Origin of the sequence: Pseudomonas sp. SWI36 (assembly GCF_002948105.1) — a bacterium.
GTDB classification, from domain to species: Bacteria; Pseudomonadota; Gammaproteobacteria; order Pseudomonadales; family Pseudomonadaceae; genus Aquipseudomonas; species Aquipseudomonas alloputida.
In genome coordinates this window covers 148522-161810 of record NZ_CP026675.1, presented here as the reverse complement: position 1 = coordinate 161810, position 13289 = coordinate 148522, and the positions used below count along the sequence as shown (strand labels likewise).

The following is a 13289-nucleotide window of genomic DNA, read 5'->3' as shown; positions in this document are numbered from 1 at the left end:
CATGCCTAATTTCCTCCCCCGGGCAGAGTACTCGGAGGCCTTGCCCGGCTGGCAGCTGGTCAAGCGCTGCGTGGCGGGCGCCCGAGAGGTGCGCAAGCACGATATCTACCTGCCGATGCCGGACCCGGAGAACAAGTCTCCCGAGAACCAGGCGCGGTACAAGCAGTACAAGAAGCGGGCGATGTTCCTAAACATCACCGGGCGCACGCGTACCGGGCTGCTGGGGGCGGTGTTCCGCAAGACTGCAGAATTGGAACTGCCCGCCGGGGTCGAGTACCTCAAAGAAAACGCCAGCGGCGACGGCACGAGCCTGGAGCAACTTTCCAAGGATGCCGTAGGTGAATGCCTGGACGCCGGTCGGGGCGGGTTCCTCGTGGACTTCCCGGCAGTTGAGGGTGTGTCCTCTATGGCCGACATGCAGGGCCGCAGCGCGCTGATCCATCACTATGGCGCCGAGTCGATCATCGACTGGGATGAGCAGGTGGTCGATGGCGTGAAGCGACTGGTCTATGTCTGCCTGCTGGAATGCGTGTCCACGTTCAGTCCGGACATCTTGGAGCGCACAACTAGCACCCAATACCGCGTCTTGCTGCTGGTCGACGGCCGCTATATGCAGCGCGTCTACGCCGAAGACGGCAACAGCTACACAGAGGTCGCGCCGCTCGACAAGAACGGGCGCCCCTTCGATCACATCCTGTTCAGTTTCTACGGCTCGCAGAACAACGACGCCAGTGTCGACAAGTCGCCACTTGAAGACCTGGCTGACGTGAACATCCTGCATTACGGCAACAGCGCCACCGTAGAAGAGAGCGGGTTCATCAGCAGCCAGCCCACGCTGTTCATCACCACAGATATCAGCGCCGACGAGTTCGCCAAGGTGAACCCGAACGGCATGCACATCGGGTCGACCCGGGGCTACAACCTCGGCAAGTCCGGTGACGCAAAGCTTGTCCAGGCAACCGAGAGCCAACTGGCCCGTACGCTGATGAAGGACAAGGAAGAGCAGATGCTGATGATCGGCGCGCGCATCGTGCAGAAAGCGGGTGGTGCAGAGACGGCTGAGGCGGTGCGCATCCGCTATAGCTCGGACAATAGCGTGCTGGGCACCATCGCCGGCAACGTGTCCGAGGCCCTGAAACGGGCGATTCTGGACGCTGAGCGATTCATGATGGGCGACCCGGACGAAGCCGGTACCGTCTTCTGGCTCAACCAATCGTTCTTCGACGAGACCATGACCGCCCAGGATATCCTGGCTCAGGTACAGCTGTGGCAGCAGGGCCTGATCGCTAAGTCCGATTTGCGCACCAACCTGCGCCAGGGCGGTGTGCTCGAGGCAGACCGCAGCGACGAGAAGATCGACGAAGAGATCGCCCAGCAGCCGCCGGTGACCGGCAACGACACCGGAGGCGGTGAGGATGAGCAGTGACGGCTACCTGTCCGACGTAGCGACTCGCCACCAGGTGCACGTGCAGCGCTATGCCGGGGGAAGCCTCAAGCGGCTGGCCAAGTTCATCACCAAGGCCATCAGCACCGCCAAATCGCGCGTATCAGAAGGATTGAGCCGCTACGGCACCCAGAGGTACGAGAAGCAGATCCAAGAGCTACAGGGCGAGCTGGCGGGCGTCTACGGCGAGATGAAGCAGCAAGCCGTGCTAGACCTGACCGAATTCGGCGGCTACGAGGCTGAATTCAACATGACCCTGCTGGGCAAGGTCGTGAAGACGGTCGTCCAACTGGACAGGCCGAGCATCGAGCAGGTGGCTGCTGCAGCTCTGGCAGATCCGCTCGACCTGGAGGTCGGCAAAGGCCGCCAGCGCATCAGCATCAATGGCGCGCTCGACCAGTACGGCACCAAGAAGAGCGCTGAGATCATCAGTGAGATTCGCGTGGGGTCGGCGCTGGGCGAGACTTCCGGGCAGATCACTCGCCGGTTGACGTCACTTGGCGTCCAGCAGCGCGATCAGGCACAGGCCCTGGTCAACACCATGACCAACCACATCGCCACAACGGCGCGCGTCGAGGTGCTCAAGGACAACGACGACATCCTCAAGGGGATGCGCCGGATCGCCACCCTGGACAGCCGCACCACGCTGTTCTGCATGAGCATCGATCAGACGATCATTCCGCTGGATGGGCCGAAGCCGCCGTATCACTGGCGGTGCCGCACCACGGTCATCCCGGTGCTGAAAGACGAGTTCGCCAGGGAGATCCCCGGCTCAACCAGGCCTTCTATCGGCCCTGATGGTGCCGAGCAGGTTAACAGCAAGACCAGTTACGCCGAATGGCTTGCACGGCAGCCCGCAGCGTTCCAGAAGGACGTGCTTGGCCCTGCTCGCTACGAACTGTTCAACAAAGGCGAGTTGTCCATCGACCGTTTCGTCGATGACGACGGCACGACCCTAACCCTCAAGCAGCTGCACGAGCGTGAGCCGATGGCTTTCAATCGGGTCGAGATGTAGTAGGCTGCAGCGCCATTCGATGGACGCCGCAATGCTTCAATCCCTTGCTATGCCTGAGCTCATGAAAATTTTTGCAACTGTCAAAATCGCTGTTGCGAATCGCGGGAACCCTGCTTTAGTGCTCGAGCAGGTCTTGGCCATGCACAGAATCAACTCACAACTTGTCATCGATGGTCACACTACCGATCAATCGCTTGTTACCGCGCTCATGGTAATTTTAGAGCATGAGAACTGCTGCGATCTGGTTGAACCAAACCCACCACTGGTATCGACTGTTCTCAGCACGATTTTGGGTGACAGGCCAATTCTGAGCCTCACCGACCGAGGCGAAAAGCTCGCTACTGATTTAGGTCTCTGACCCAAACCCGCTTCGGCGGGTTTTTTTATGCCCGCAGGCAGGGCCTGCTCAACGTCTCAGGGAGACAGCAATGACCTTGAAATTCCAGCTGGACAGCCTCGACGGCGTCGAAGAATCCATCCAGGCCCTGTACGTCGAAAAGGACGGCAAGTTCGTTCTCGGCATTGATGGCCTGCCTCAGCAGGAGGACGTCACCGGCCTGAAGGCCAAGGTGGAAGAGCTCCTGGGCGAGAAGAAGGCCGCCGAGAAGGCACGCCGCGAGGCTGAAGACAAGGCTCGCGCCGAGGCCGAGGAGGCTGCCCGCAAGGCAGGTGACATCGAAGGCCTGGAGAAGTCCTGGTCCGACAAGTTCAACCGTCGCGAAGCTGAGCTGACCTCGGCTCTGGAAACTGAACGCTCAACCTTGCAGGGCCAGATCCGGGATCTGACTGTGGGGCGTACCGCCACCGAGTTGGCCACCGAGTTGGCTGTGCCAGGTACCGCAAAGGCATTGCTTCCCCACATCGAACGCCGGCTGAGCGTCGAGCAGCGCGACGGTAAACCAACCGTTGTCGTGCTGGACGCCGCCGGCAAGCTCTCGGCGGCAACGCTGGACGAGCTGAAAGCAGAATTCACCAACGATCCGGCCTTTGGCCCGCTGATCGCTGGCAGCAAGGCATCTGGCGGCGGGGCCGGCGGTGCTGGAAAAGGCGGCGGGGCCGCACAGAAACGCTCCGAAATGACCTCTGTCCAAAAGCGCGAATACATCGAAGCGCATGGGCAGGAGGCATACCTCAAATTGCCAAAATAGGAAGTAGCAGATGCCTACCACCCTCAACTCGGACATGATCATTTACAACGATCTTGCCCAAACCGCCTACCTGGAGCGTCTGCAGGACGTTCTGGAGGTGTTCAACGCCTCGTCGGGCGGTGCGCTGATCCTGCGTAACGAACTGATCGAGGGCGACCTGCGCAAGCGTTCGTTCTACAAGATCGGCGGCACGTTGGGCCACCGTAACGTCAACTCCGACGCCACTGTAGCCGGCATCAAGATCGGTGCCGACGAAGCGGTCGGCGTGAAAACCCCGTGGAAGTACGGCCCGTACGAGACCACGGAGGAGGCCTTCAAACGACGTGCGCGAAGCCCCGAAGAGTTCTCCATGCTGGTTGGCCAGGATATGGCCGACGCAGCCCTGGACTACTACATCCAGACTGCCTTCGCGGCTCTGGGCGCGGCTATCGGTGCTAACGCCAACATGGTCGCCACCGGGTCCTTCGCAGTCGATCACAAGAAGGTGCTGACCAAGGGCATGCGCAAGTTCGGCGATCGTTTCAATCGCATCGCGCTCTTCGCCATGGACTCCGCCACCTACTTCGACCTGGTTGACGACGCAATCGACCAGAAGATTTACGAAGAGGCGGGCGTGGTCATCTACGGCGGCTCGCCTGGCACCATGGGCAAACCGGTCCTCGTCTCTGACAAAGTCACCGAAGAGCGCATCTTCGGCCTGCAGGTGGGCGCTGTCTCGGTGACTGAGTCCCAAGCCCCGGGTGTGCGCTCGTATCCGGTAAACACCCAGGAAAACTTGGCGATCGGCTATCGCGCGGAAGGCGCCTTCAACGTCGACATCATGGGTTACTCCTGGAAGGACACCGCAGGCGTAAACCCGAACCTCGCAGCGCTCGGCACCGGTGCGAACTGGCGTAAGCACGCGACCAGCGACAAGGCTACTGCCGGCGTCCTGATCGACCTGTCCGCGCCTTAATCGGCCATAGCAAAGGCGGGTCCAGCGGGCCTGCCTTGGAGATAATCCATGGAACTGATTTACACCACCCAGCGTGACGGCTTCGAGCAAGGCCGGACCTATCGCAACCCACGACATTTTGATCAGGCCGAACCAGGCGTCGAATCGGTTGTGGTGATCGGCAATTGGCCCAAGGTGGTCGATGCTTACGAAGCCGCTGGCGCTGATGTGTCAGTGGTTGAGGTACCTACACGTGTGGCTCTTGTTGAAGGTCCCGATCATGCAGCGCTCGATCGCTTGGTCACCGAGCTTGCATCCATCGGTGTGATTGTCGACTCCTTCGCCGCGCAGCGCCTGGAGCACCCTGAAGGCGAGCTTGGCGAAACTGCTGGCCACCTATTCCAGGTGTTGGAAGCGGTCAACGCCGGTATCGCTAGCCTTCAGTGCGAGCGCGACAGTGAAGTCGAGAAGGCCAGAGTGCTGCAGAAGCAAGTGGACGATCTGCTGGCCCAAGCAGCCAAGCAGGAGCTCGAGACCGAAGAAAGCCGCGAGGCCAAACAGGTCGCCGAGCTCAAGGCCACGTTGGACGCTGCGAACGTCACCTACCGCGCCAACGCCTCGAAAGAGTCGTTGCAGAAGCAGGTCGCTGAACTCGGCCAGCAGTAATCCCGGGGCTGCGGCCCCACTCATTCAAGCGGAGGCCTGATGGCTACCTACATCACAGTGGCCGACGTAGACGCCATCCTCGGGTCTGACTGGGCATCTCCAGAGCTGAAGGACGAGGCGGTCTTCGAGGCAAACGCCTATCTGACCGCGCTCAATCTGGTTGGCATCGACATGAGCAACATCCCTGACGACGTGAAGAAGGCCGGCGCCCGGTTGGCCAAGTGCGCCTCCCAAGGAAAGCTGTACGTGCAGCAGACCGAGGGTTCGCTCGAATCGAAAACGGTCAAGGCTGACTCGGTATCGACAAGCAAGACATTTGGCTCGATCGATAAGGCTGGCTCTCTCGCCCAGCCAGCCGCCGTACAGCTTGCGCTGGCCATTCTGGCACCCTGGCGCAGTAACCCATTCGCCTTTGCGGTGAGAAGGGGATAGCCATGGGCTTGCGTGAAAATATTCAGTCCGAATTGGCCGAGTCATTCGATGATCCCGACGGCTTGGCTGATGCTGTAAGGCCAGTCGCCGGCATTCGCACGGTGAAAGGTATCTACGACCCAGGTTTAGGCGGTGCTGCCCCGGACAAGACCATCCAATACACTGGCCGCGGGGTGTTTGGCAGTTACCTGGCCAAGGAGATCGACGGATCACGCATTCAGACTGAGGATGTGAAGCTGGTGGTACTGCAGAACGAGCTGTTTGAGCAGCAGGCCGGAGTGGTTGGGGAAACCCCGGCGGTTCCCAAGATTGGCGATCAAGTCAGTGGTTACCGGGCGCTCAACGTATCTGAGGACCCGGCTAGGGCTACCTGGATTATCCAACTGAGGAAGTGACATGCCGCGCGGCTCGCATATGGCTCAACGATACGGAGGGCTTGAAGGTGGTTTTGCCGACAGCATTCGAGCATTTACGGAGCAAGCTCAGCAGGCGTTGAACTCCACCTTTAGGGCGATCGTCATCGAGATCGGCAGCAGCGTCATCCTCATGTCGCCGGTAGGCAATCCAGAACTTTGGGCGGCCAACGTGGCCCACCGAACCAAGGCTAAGAAGGCTGCCGACGACTACGACTTCAAGGTCTCGGTGCGTAATGCCCTGATCAACCTGAACCAGGACAACTTCACCAAGGCCGGCAAACTGCGCAAGGGCGTGAAGTACGCCAAGCCTCTGACGAAGACGGAGCGGGAGCAGAACTTCGCCACGAATGGCCTGGTAGCTGGTCAGGGATACGTCGGCGGCCGGTTCCGGGGTAACTGGCAGTTCTCCATCGATTCACCGGCTACCGAAGAGCTTGACCGCATCGACCCGTCGGGTAGCGAAGCCATTACAGCGCTCATCACCCAGGTGCAGGCGCTGACCATTGGCCAGACGGCCTACATCGTGAACAACTTGGCGTACGCGGTCCCGCTGGAGTACGGCCATTCATCCCAGGCGCCGGCCGGCATGGTCCGGGTCACCCTGGCCAACTTCCAGCGCATTGTCGACGAAGCCATCAGGAGCAACAGCGTATGAGCCATGCACGAGCCCGCCAGGCCATCGAGATCAAGCTGATGGCCTGGGCCGCTGCGCGCCCGATTCGGGTCGCGAACTTCGAGCAGGGGTTCGAGGCGCTGCCAGAAGAAACCTACTTGCAGGCATACCAACTGCCCGGTGCAACTACTTGCCGCTATCTAGGCGGAGACGCCTACGAGTACACCGGTGTCTACCAAGTGAGCATCGTCTGCCCGGCGGGCCAGCCACTGGCTACCGCTGAGGCCCTGGTCGGTGAGCTTTCGAGCCTCTTCCGGGCTGATTCGGAGCTCAGCCGCAACGGCTTCGAGGGTTTGGTCACCGAACCTGTTGACCAGGGCCCAACTATCACCGAGTCGGCAACCTACACGGTACCGGCCAGCTTCACCTACCGCGGTGTCGCGGACCAGTAACACCAGAGCACCTTTCAGGCTACAGCTAGGGGGCACCCGAAAGCGCCTTCCCTGGGGCGTTGCTGTGGCCGATCTATTTCCAGGGCTATTTCAGGGGATACATCATGGACAAACTGATTATTGGCGACACCGAACTGAGCGTGATCGATCACGGCGGGCAGCCGTGTCTCACGCTTGCCGAGGTGGCGACCGCGCTCTATGGAAAAGGGGGTGACGGAAATGCGACCCCCTTTGAAACACGCGTGCGTGACCTCTACCGGCGCCATGCGGACGAGTTCACGCCGACAATGACAGCCCTGGTCAAGATGAAGACCAGAGGTGGTGAGCAAGAGGTGCGGGTTTTCAGTCTTCGTGGTGCTCACCTACTTGGGATGTTCGCCCGCACCGAGCGTGCGAAGGCCTTCAGGCGCAAAGTGCTCGATGTTCTGGACGAGCAATCTCGCCAAGGGCAGTCGCTTGGTGCCGAGTTCCAGCGAACATTGCTCGAATACAGCGGCAAGCAGGCTGTGGCAAGCCTTTGCGGAAAAGGCCTGCGCCAATGGCAGCGACAGAAGCCTCCACTTGAAGCAAAGCTGAGCGACCTGGCGTCGCAGTTGCAGCCATCACTTCCACTTCACTGACACCACCCTGACGAACGAAAGCCCGCCCAGTGCGGGCTTCGTCGTTTCTAACCAAGAGGAAACACACCATGGCCGCACGCTTCCCGCTGCCAAACGGCGCAGTGCTGGAGATCGCACGCGTCATCGGCGCTGCCGTCCCATTCACTGCGCTGACCAACGCCAAGCCGCCGGTGGCCACCGCTGCTGGTCACGCCATCCAGAACGGCGATGTTCTGCTGGTCAACTCCGGCTGGGCGCTGATCAACGACCGCGCCGTCAAAGCAGCCAGTGTCGCCGCCGATACCTTCTCGCTGGGCGGCCTGGACACCAGTAATGTGGAGCGCTTCACCGCTGGCGCCGGCGTTGGCTCCGTGCTTCCCGTCTCTGACTGGGTGCAGATCTCCAAGGTCACCTCGTTCACTTCCTCGGGCGGCGAGCAGCAGTATGCGACCGTTGGATACCTAGAAGATGACGACGACAAGCAGTTCCCAACCAACCGGAACCCAACCAGCTTGTCGATTGTGGTCGAGGACCAGCCCACTGCTGCGTACGTTGAGGCCGTGGAAGGTTACGACGCGTCGAAGGAACTGGCGGTGATCCGCATGAAGCTCCGCAACGGTGACCAGATCCTGTACCCGGGCTACGTCAGCATCACTCCAGACCCGACCATGGAGCGGAATAACGTGATGACCCGAACCATCAGCGTCGGCCTGTCGGCTCGTTCGCTGCGTTACCTGGCCGGTGCGTAAGGAGAACTCATGGCGAAGATCAAAATTGCTCAGAACCCAACGTTTAGCGCCGAGGTGAAGATCCCGCGCGTGGGCAGCGACTCGGTTGCGGTGGAGTTCACGTTCCGCTACTTCGACCGCACCGCCCTGGCCAAGCTGTACGACGGCTGGAACCAAGCTTTCGAAGCGCACGCCGAAAAGTGCAAGACCGAAGGGGCAAGTCTCGAGCAGTTCACTGCCGGCCAGGTACAACTGCAGGCCGATCAGATCAAGGCCGTCACCGCCGGCTGGGGCTTCGACGACAAGTTCACCGATCAGGCCATCCTCGACCTAGTGACCACCTGTGTCGGCGCGCCGCAAGCCGTGCTGGACGCCTATCAGGAAGCCTACAACCCTGCCCGCCTGGGAAACTGAAGTCGGCGGCGCGGGCCTTGTATGAGCAAGGTCCCTCCGCCGAGCAGCTGGCCTTCCTGGGCCTTACCCTGGACGACATCGAGATCGACGACGTGGAGGTCTGGCCGGATGCGTGGCCTGCCTTCTGCCTGTTCGAAGCGCTGGGCACGCAATGGCGCCTGGGGCCGGGCGGGCCCTCAGGGCTCGATTACGCTGCCATTCCCGGGACCGCCAAGATGATCGGTCTGAAGAGCCGCGAGCTGTCCGAAACCTTTGATGACGTGCGCGTTATGGAGAACGAAGCGCTGACGGTGATGGCCGAGGCGGCGGAGTAGTGGAGACCATCAGAAATCATCGTGTTTGGCGGGCCCTGGCTCGACCGGACGCGCCTTGTGTTGCGTCATCGGGACGCGAAGTGAAGCGGTGAATCCATAGGAGCATTGAATGAGCTCAACATCGGCTGACGGGCTGAAACAAGCAAACCGTAGGATTGAAGAGCTGCAAGCTCGACTCACGACGGAGTCGAGCTTGCGGCTAGCATATGAGGCGATATTAACCGCCCGCATTGCTGCCTTAGATGAGAAAGTCAGGCAGTTGCAGCGACCCGTTTGAGTTCAGCTCGTGCGAGCTCCTCAATTTCCTTTATCGAAAAATCACCGATCGGCTTGCCCAAGAGGTCTACTTCAACCATCAGGTTCGCGCTGGTCCCATTCCCGAGCCCTACTATCGCCTTGGGCGCGAGGGACAGGTTGAGTTGAACAAGTGTTGTGGCCATTCGATATCCTTAACTGATTGCGCTAGAAGAAACGCTATCCAGTCCATGGGCTTGCCGGCAATGGACCGGAGCGGTTGGTTGGTCAGGGTCAGCTGGTCCTAGTGCGCACAATGAGGCGCCATAGGATTGCAGATCGGTTCTGATGCTGATGGCGATTTTGCGGAGGGAAAGGATCCCCGGCGTTGGAGGTGATTTCGTCACCGCAGCCTTCGCATCGATAAATCCCAGAGACAGGAACACGGTCTGCTGGCTCATACAATGTGTTCCAGTGTGTGTTCCCAGGTTTATCTGTCTCCGTGATGAAGCGTGCCGTTTCTCGTGTTACGAAAGCCATGGTGATCTCCCTGTATTGGCATCATTACGCTACTACACCGCCGGATTGACTGGTTACTGGCTATCCGTCCAGCCGGATACTCAGATTGCTGTATAAATGATCAGTATTTTGTTATAGTCCACGCGAGAACGAGGGCGATAAGGCCTGTCAACATAAATTTGACGATTAGCCTTGACTTGTGCAGAATCGCGCCTCATTTTTGATGAACGAACCCATCAAGCTAAGGAGGCCGCATGGAGTATCGCACTGCAAACGACGTCCTACAGGCACATTGGGATGGTCGGCTCCCCGTAAATCCTGAGGCCATTGCTCGCTCCATGGGCATTGAGGTGCGGGTAAGCAGTCCCTTTAACGGGGGCAGCGCCACTGAAAGCGGTCATTATATGTACCGCAATGGTGACCCACTCATCACCTACAACATGATGGATGCCCCGGTTCGGCAACGCTTTACCATTGCTCATGAGATCGGCCACCACGTTCATGGAGACTTGGACGCCCCTCGGGATACATCTGAGCAATTCAGCGCGCGCTCCCGGGATCCCAAAGAGGTCGCTGCCAACAGGTTTGCTGCAGCTCTTCTAATGCCGGCAGCATTGGTGAAACACATGGTGCTTGAGCAACGAGTCACTGACCTTTCGAGGTTAGCCAGTACCTTTGGTGTTTCTACAGCTGCAATGGAATTCAGGCTGAAAGCGATTGGGCTTCTATGACTGGCACAAGTGATGATTTGGCAGGCGGTGAGGCCGAAAACCCAGGATTGATTAGCGACTACCTAAAAAAGGAGGCTTGGCGGTTCCGATGGGAGAAACGACTGACCAACGTGACAGTTGGCTTGGTGATCGTTTTCTATCTGGCGCTGCTGGGCTTCGTTTTTTTTGGCAACATCCGTTTCACTATGGGTTTTTGGTATTTCTTCGCGTCAGTAAGGCCGCATACCACTGGCGATATTCCAATCATTGTTTCACTTTCGACTGTGCCGACCTTGCTGCTCATCGCTTTGCTCAGATACTTCCATCATCGGCCCAAGCCGGAGCAGGACGATCCGCAAGCTCCGTTGCCAATCAGCGTCGAGGCAGCAAAGGAGATCATCAAGGCAACCACGGATGCAATGAAAGGCCCATAACCCAGAGAAAAGCCCAGCCCCGCGCTGGGCTTTATGTTCTTGCGTGTCTGCTACATTTCCAAGCTGGTTATCCGGTTAGTGCATTATCTGTAATGGCGTTGGTAGAGCAGCTCGAAGCAGCGTTTGGCCACAGTCCTGAAGTGGCCGGCGGTCAATGCCATCAAACCAACTGCGCTGTATGCTCCGACACCCAGAGCGGTAATGCCAACCTCGTTTGTAGCTTGGATCAGGCCCGGCATTACACCCAACACGGCCAGTGTTAGAGCCCATGCGATAAATTTGCTTGCGCCACCAATTGGAGCCAGGGCCCAGCTACTGACCTCCGACCAAGGCCGCTTGCTTTCGTTTCGGATCAACTGGATTACCTTCTTGAGCATCTTCACTTCAGCCTCCAAACATCTCAAGTCGTCTTGAAGGCCAAACGCTACTACGGCGGCGGTGGGGCGGGGTACTGGGTTTCCGTCCAGGGTGGATGGGTGGACAGGACCAACGATTACGCTCTAGTTGGTGATGGCTATTTGCCTTGCTTGCGTTGCGGCTGGTACCATCCCAATGGAGATTTTGGCATATAAATGGATAACATTTTGAGTAATAAAACAGATATCCCGGCTCTTTCGGCCGCGGCGACTGCAAGTTCGGTTTCTATTTTTCTTGCTTCCGGCCCCTACAACTCACTCAACCTTATCACCAGCCTGACACTACTGTGTTTGGTCTGTGGGTATACAATTTCGGCTAAGCGCGTACGCTTTGAATCTTTGGCCTTCTCTTTCGTTGTGGCCTTTGTAGCGCTGCCTGGCATCGGGTACGTACGTGAATACACGCTGGGGAGTGTAGGTCTTTCAACTAGCTTGGTGACGGAAGATTTTCTGCTGTTCACTTGGGTGTCCGTAATCGCCTTGATCTTTGTGATGGATCAACTCATCTTCCAGCGTGCGGCTGCAAAGAGCGAAGGTGCCACTGCATGACTACAGGTCGAAGCCCAGCCCTGCGCTGAGCTTTTTGCATCTGACCGTGCGCGGGTGGCGACTGTGATATCGTTTTGCCTCTAAGAATGGAGGCGTTCGATGAAAGTCAAAAATTGGGACGGCTGGGAGCCCGAGTGGCTGAAGCTCGTAGATCATTATCAGAGCGCGCCCGCAGTACCTGGTGTGTACATCATCTGTGCAGACCGTGCTATCGCGCGAGCGGTGGGCATTGACGATAACGGTATTTTGACTGTCGGAGAGTCGGACAACCTCAAGCGCCGTCTTGCAGCATTCATTCGATGTGCACGTACGAAAGGCGCTACCGGCCACATGGCAGGATGGCGGTTCAGCTTCGCATCGTTCGAAAAGATGTTCCCATTGGACACGCTCTGGGTAAGCTGGTATCCCACCGTCGACAAAGCAGCGGCATACGCGAAGGAAGGCGAGATGCTGGGCCTGTATCTGGCAGAGCACTACGAACTACCTCCGTTGAACTACAAGTTCAACTGGTCTCCCCAAGAGCATTGATTGGTAAGCACGGCCCAGCGCTGGGCTTTTTGCAACGATGGATCTGCTCGTTTACCGTATTCGGGCCGGGTTCTTCTCCTTAGCTCTAGCTATAGCTCTAGTTTCAAAAAAAACTATAGCCGAAATGTACGCTAGCTATTCTTCTACGCGCGTCAGAGAGGGCGCTAATAGAGGGTAGGGAAATGCCGGAGACTAAGAACGAAGGACGCGGTAACGAGCGTGGCGGATATGTCCAGAGTGGCGATCGCCATCGCGGAGGAAACGATGTGCGTGGTAGCGATCATGTTGACCGTGGTGGACACATTGATCGAGGAGGGAACGTTGATCGTGGTGGGAATCCGGGTGCCGGAGGAGATAAAGGGGGGGGTAAGCGCTAGCAAAAGGCCCTGACATATGACTTCAACAGAGCCCGGCCTGAGCCGGGCTTTGTGTTTGGCATTAGCTGATTGTGGCTATGTAGATACGTGGAGCCCAAGCTCAGCTGGTTTGCACCGCCTTTTTGTACCTGTCCAATCTGGGCACCGTGGGCAATTTCGGTCCGTCGGATCTCGTAGGCATATTGAAAATTGGTCGAAACTGTGGCGTGGTATCGAAGCAGGCGGCAAGCCGGGACATCAGCGGTAACACCGCGCTTTTCATTCACAATGTCCAGGACAGTGAGAGCGGAAACGTGGAACTTCCGGGCAACCTCTGTCGGAGTGAGGTCCAGTGGATGGAGCAACTC

General features: G+C 58.5%; 21 protein-coding genes and 1 pseudogene. 19 read left to right on the top strand and 3 right to left on the bottom strand.

Features of this window, described 5'->3' with window-relative positions; all coding sequences use genetic code 11:
- Position 1: 1 nt before the first annotated feature.
- From C4Q27_RS00930 to C4Q27_RS29605, 15 genes and pseudogenes are all read left to right on the top strand, one after another.
- The gene (locus C4Q27_RS00930) at positions 2-1426 is read left to right on the top strand and encodes a DUF4055 domain-containing protein (RefSeq protein ID WP_104886290.1); all 1425 of its coding nucleotides are present in this window, start codon (positions 2-4) and stop codon (positions 1424-1426) included.
- Positions 1416-2459 carry a phage head morphogenesis protein gene (locus C4Q27_RS00925; protein WP_104886289.1) on the top strand — a complete coding sequence of 348 codons (1044 nt, stop codon included), beginning with the start codon at positions 1416-1418 and terminating at the stop codon, positions 2457-2459. Before C4Q27_RS00930 ends, C4Q27_RS00925 begins: the two co-directional genes overlap by 11 nt.
- 31 nt (positions 2460-2490) lie before the next feature.
- Entirely contained in the window at positions 2491-2817 is a 327-nt protein-coding gene (locus C4Q27_RS00920; RefSeq protein WP_104886288.1) for a hypothetical protein, read from the top strand.
- Positions 2818-2887: 70 nt separating this feature from the next.
- Positions 2888-3607: a hypothetical protein gene (locus tag C4Q27_RS00915; protein ID WP_104886287.1), complete on the top strand. Its 720-nt coding sequence runs from the start codon at positions 2888-2890 to the stop codon at positions 3605-3607.
- Between the two features lie 10 nt (positions 3608-3617).
- Positions 3618-4562, top strand: a complete 945-nt coding sequence (locus C4Q27_RS00910) for a major capsid protein (RefSeq protein ID WP_104886286.1) — start codon at positions 3618-3620, stop codon at positions 4560-4562.
- 48 nt (positions 4563-4610) lie between these two features.
- Positions 4611-5207 (top strand): hypothetical protein, encoded by a 597-nt coding sequence (locus C4Q27_RS00905; protein ID WP_104886285.1) that lies wholly within the window; start codon positions 4611-4613, stop codon positions 5205-5207.
- A 39-nt stretch (positions 5208-5246) separates the two neighbouring features.
- Positions 5247-5639: a protein singed gene (locus C4Q27_RS00900; RefSeq protein ID WP_104886284.1), complete on the top strand. Its 393-nt coding sequence runs from the start codon at positions 5247-5249 to the stop codon at positions 5637-5639.
- 2 nt (positions 5640-5641) lie between these two features.
- Complete coding sequence (locus C4Q27_RS00895; protein WP_104886283.1) at positions 5642-6034, top strand: hypothetical protein; 393 nt, start codon at positions 5642-5644, stop codon at positions 6032-6034.
- A 1-nt stretch (position 6035) separates the two neighbouring features.
- The gene (locus tag C4Q27_RS00890) at positions 6036-6710 is read left to right on the top strand and encodes a hypothetical protein (RefSeq protein ID WP_104886282.1); all 675 of its coding nucleotides are present in this window, start codon (positions 6036-6038) and stop codon (positions 6708-6710) included.
- Complete coding sequence (locus C4Q27_RS00885) at positions 6707-7120, top strand: phage tail terminator-like protein (RefSeq protein ID WP_104886281.1); 414 nt, start codon at positions 6707-6709, stop codon at positions 7118-7120. Before C4Q27_RS00890 ends, C4Q27_RS00885 begins: the two co-directional genes overlap by 4 nt.
- 104 nt (positions 7121-7224) lie before the next feature.
- Positions 7225-7740, top strand: coding sequence for a hypothetical protein (locus C4Q27_RS00880; RefSeq protein WP_070383680.1), 516 nt, complete (start codon positions 7225-7227; stop codon positions 7738-7740).
- 68 nt (positions 7741-7808) lie between these two features.
- Complete coding sequence (locus tag C4Q27_RS00875; protein ID WP_104886280.1) at positions 7809-8468, top strand: phage tail protein; 660 nt, start codon at positions 7809-7811, stop codon at positions 8466-8468.
- A 9-nt stretch (positions 8469-8477) separates the two neighbouring features.
- Entirely contained in the window at positions 8478-8861 is a 384-nt protein-coding gene (locus C4Q27_RS00870; RefSeq protein ID WP_104886279.1) for a phage tail assembly chaperone, read from the top strand.
- Positions 8862-8878: 17 nt separating this feature from the next.
- A complete protein-coding gene (locus tag C4Q27_RS00865; RefSeq protein WP_104886278.1) occupies positions 8879-9175 on the top strand; it encodes a DUF1799 domain-containing protein in 297 nt (98 codons plus the stop codon).
- A 3-nt stretch (positions 9176-9178) separates the two neighbouring features.
- Positions 9179-9259 (top strand): annotated as a pseudogene (locus C4Q27_RS29605) (phage tail protein); the annotation flags it as partial.
- Between the two features lie 167 nt (positions 9260-9426).
- Here C4Q27_RS29605 and C4Q27_RS00855 read toward each other — a convergent pair.
- Positions 9427-9615 carry a hypothetical protein gene (locus C4Q27_RS00855; protein WP_104886277.1) on the bottom strand — a complete coding sequence of 63 codons (189 nt, stop codon included), beginning with the start codon at positions 9613-9615 and terminating at the stop codon, positions 9427-9429.
- 567 nt (positions 9616-10182) lie between these two features.
- Here C4Q27_RS00855 and C4Q27_RS00845 point away from each other — a divergent pair.
- Entirely contained in the window at positions 10183-10659 is a 477-nt protein-coding gene (locus tag C4Q27_RS00845; RefSeq protein ID WP_104886275.1) for an ImmA/IrrE family metallo-endopeptidase, read from the top strand.
- Positions 10656-11072, top strand: coding sequence for a hypothetical protein (locus C4Q27_RS00840; RefSeq protein WP_104886274.1), 417 nt, complete (start codon positions 10656-10658; stop codon positions 11070-11072). Before C4Q27_RS00845 ends, C4Q27_RS00840 begins: the two co-directional genes overlap by 4 nt.
- Before the next feature lie 83 nt (positions 11073-11155).
- On the opposite strand, the gene C4Q27_RS00835 is transcribed toward C4Q27_RS00840, so the two are convergent.
- On the bottom strand, positions 11156-11455 hold the full coding sequence (locus C4Q27_RS00835) for a hypothetical protein (protein ID WP_104886273.1): 300 nt from the start codon (positions 11453-11455) through the stop codon (positions 11156-11158).
- Positions 11456-11644: 189 nt separating this feature from the next.
- Here C4Q27_RS00835 and C4Q27_RS00830 point away from each other — a divergent pair, with 189 nt between their 5' ends.
- The gene (locus C4Q27_RS00830; protein WP_104886272.1) at positions 11645-12037 is read left to right on the top strand and encodes a hypothetical protein; all 393 of its coding nucleotides are present in this window, start codon (positions 11645-11647) and stop codon (positions 12035-12037) included.
- A gap of 99 nt (positions 12038-12136) precedes the next feature.
- On the top strand, positions 12137-12565 hold the full coding sequence (locus C4Q27_RS00825; RefSeq protein WP_104886271.1) for a hypothetical protein: 429 nt from the start codon (positions 12137-12139) through the stop codon (positions 12563-12565).
- Positions 12566-12938: 373 nt separating this feature from the next.
- Here the strand turns inward: C4Q27_RS00825 and C4Q27_RS00820 are convergent, their stop codons facing one another.
- A complete protein-coding gene (locus C4Q27_RS00820) occupies positions 12939-13286 on the bottom strand; it encodes a hypothetical protein (protein WP_256599927.1) in 348 nt (115 codons plus the stop codon).
- Positions 13287-13289 lie beyond the last annotated feature (3 nt).

Bases quoted from the DNA above. Each gene is read 5' to 3' on its own strand.
- C4Q27_RS00930 (WP_104886290.1), top strand. From the start codon at position 2: ATGCCTAATTTCCTCCCCCGGGCAGAGTACTCGGAGGCCTTGCCCGGC.
- C4Q27_RS00925 (WP_104886289.1), top strand. From the start codon at position 1,416: ATGAGCAGTGACGGCTACCTGTCCGACGTAGCGACTCGCCACCAGGTG.
- C4Q27_RS00920 (WP_104886288.1), top strand. From the start codon at position 2,491: ATGCTTCAATCCCTTGCTATGCCTGAGCTCATGAAAATTTTTGCAACT.
- C4Q27_RS00915 (WP_104886287.1), top strand. From the start codon at position 2,888: ATGACCTTGAAATTCCAGCTGGACAGCCTCGACGGCGTCGAAGAATCC.
- C4Q27_RS00910 (WP_104886286.1), top strand. From the start codon at position 3,618: ATGCCTACCACCCTCAACTCGGACATGATCATTTACAACGATCTTGCC.
- C4Q27_RS00905 (WP_104886285.1), top strand. From the start codon at position 4,611: ATGGAACTGATTTACACCACCCAGCGTGACGGCTTCGAGCAAGGCCGG.
- C4Q27_RS00900 (WP_104886284.1), top strand. From the start codon at position 5,247: ATGGCTACCTACATCACAGTGGCCGACGTAGACGCCATCCTCGGGTCT.
- C4Q27_RS00895 (WP_104886283.1), top strand. From the start codon at position 5,642: ATGGGCTTGCGTGAAAATATTCAGTCCGAATTGGCCGAGTCATTCGAT.
- C4Q27_RS00890 (WP_104886282.1), top strand. From the start codon at position 6,036: ATGCCGCGCGGCTCGCATATGGCTCAACGATACGGAGGGCTTGAAGGT.
- C4Q27_RS00885 (WP_104886281.1), top strand. From the start codon at position 6,707: ATGAGCCATGCACGAGCCCGCCAGGCCATCGAGATCAAGCTGATGGCC.
- C4Q27_RS00880 (WP_070383680.1), top strand. From the start codon at position 7,225: ATGGACAAACTGATTATTGGCGACACCGAACTGAGCGTGATCGATCAC.
- C4Q27_RS00875 (WP_104886280.1), top strand. From the start codon at position 7,809: ATGGCCGCACGCTTCCCGCTGCCAAACGGCGCAGTGCTGGAGATCGCA.
- C4Q27_RS00870 (WP_104886279.1), top strand. From the start codon at position 8,478: ATGGCGAAGATCAAAATTGCTCAGAACCCAACGTTTAGCGCCGAGGTG.
- C4Q27_RS00855 (WP_104886277.1), bottom strand. From the start codon at position 9,615: ATGGCCACAACACTTGTTCAACTCAACCTGTCCCTCGCGCCCAAGGCG.
- C4Q27_RS00845 (WP_104886275.1), top strand. From the start codon at position 10,183: ATGGAGTATCGCACTGCAAACGACGTCCTACAGGCACATTGGGATGGT.
- C4Q27_RS00840 (WP_104886274.1), top strand. From the start codon at position 10,656: ATGACTGGCACAAGTGATGATTTGGCAGGCGGTGAGGCCGAAAACCCA.
- C4Q27_RS00830 (WP_104886272.1), top strand. From the start codon at position 11,645: ATGGATAACATTTTGAGTAATAAAACAGATATCCCGGCTCTTTCGGCC.
- C4Q27_RS00825 (WP_104886271.1), top strand. From the start codon at position 12,137: ATGAAAGTCAAAAATTGGGACGGCTGGGAGCCCGAGTGGCTGAAGCTC.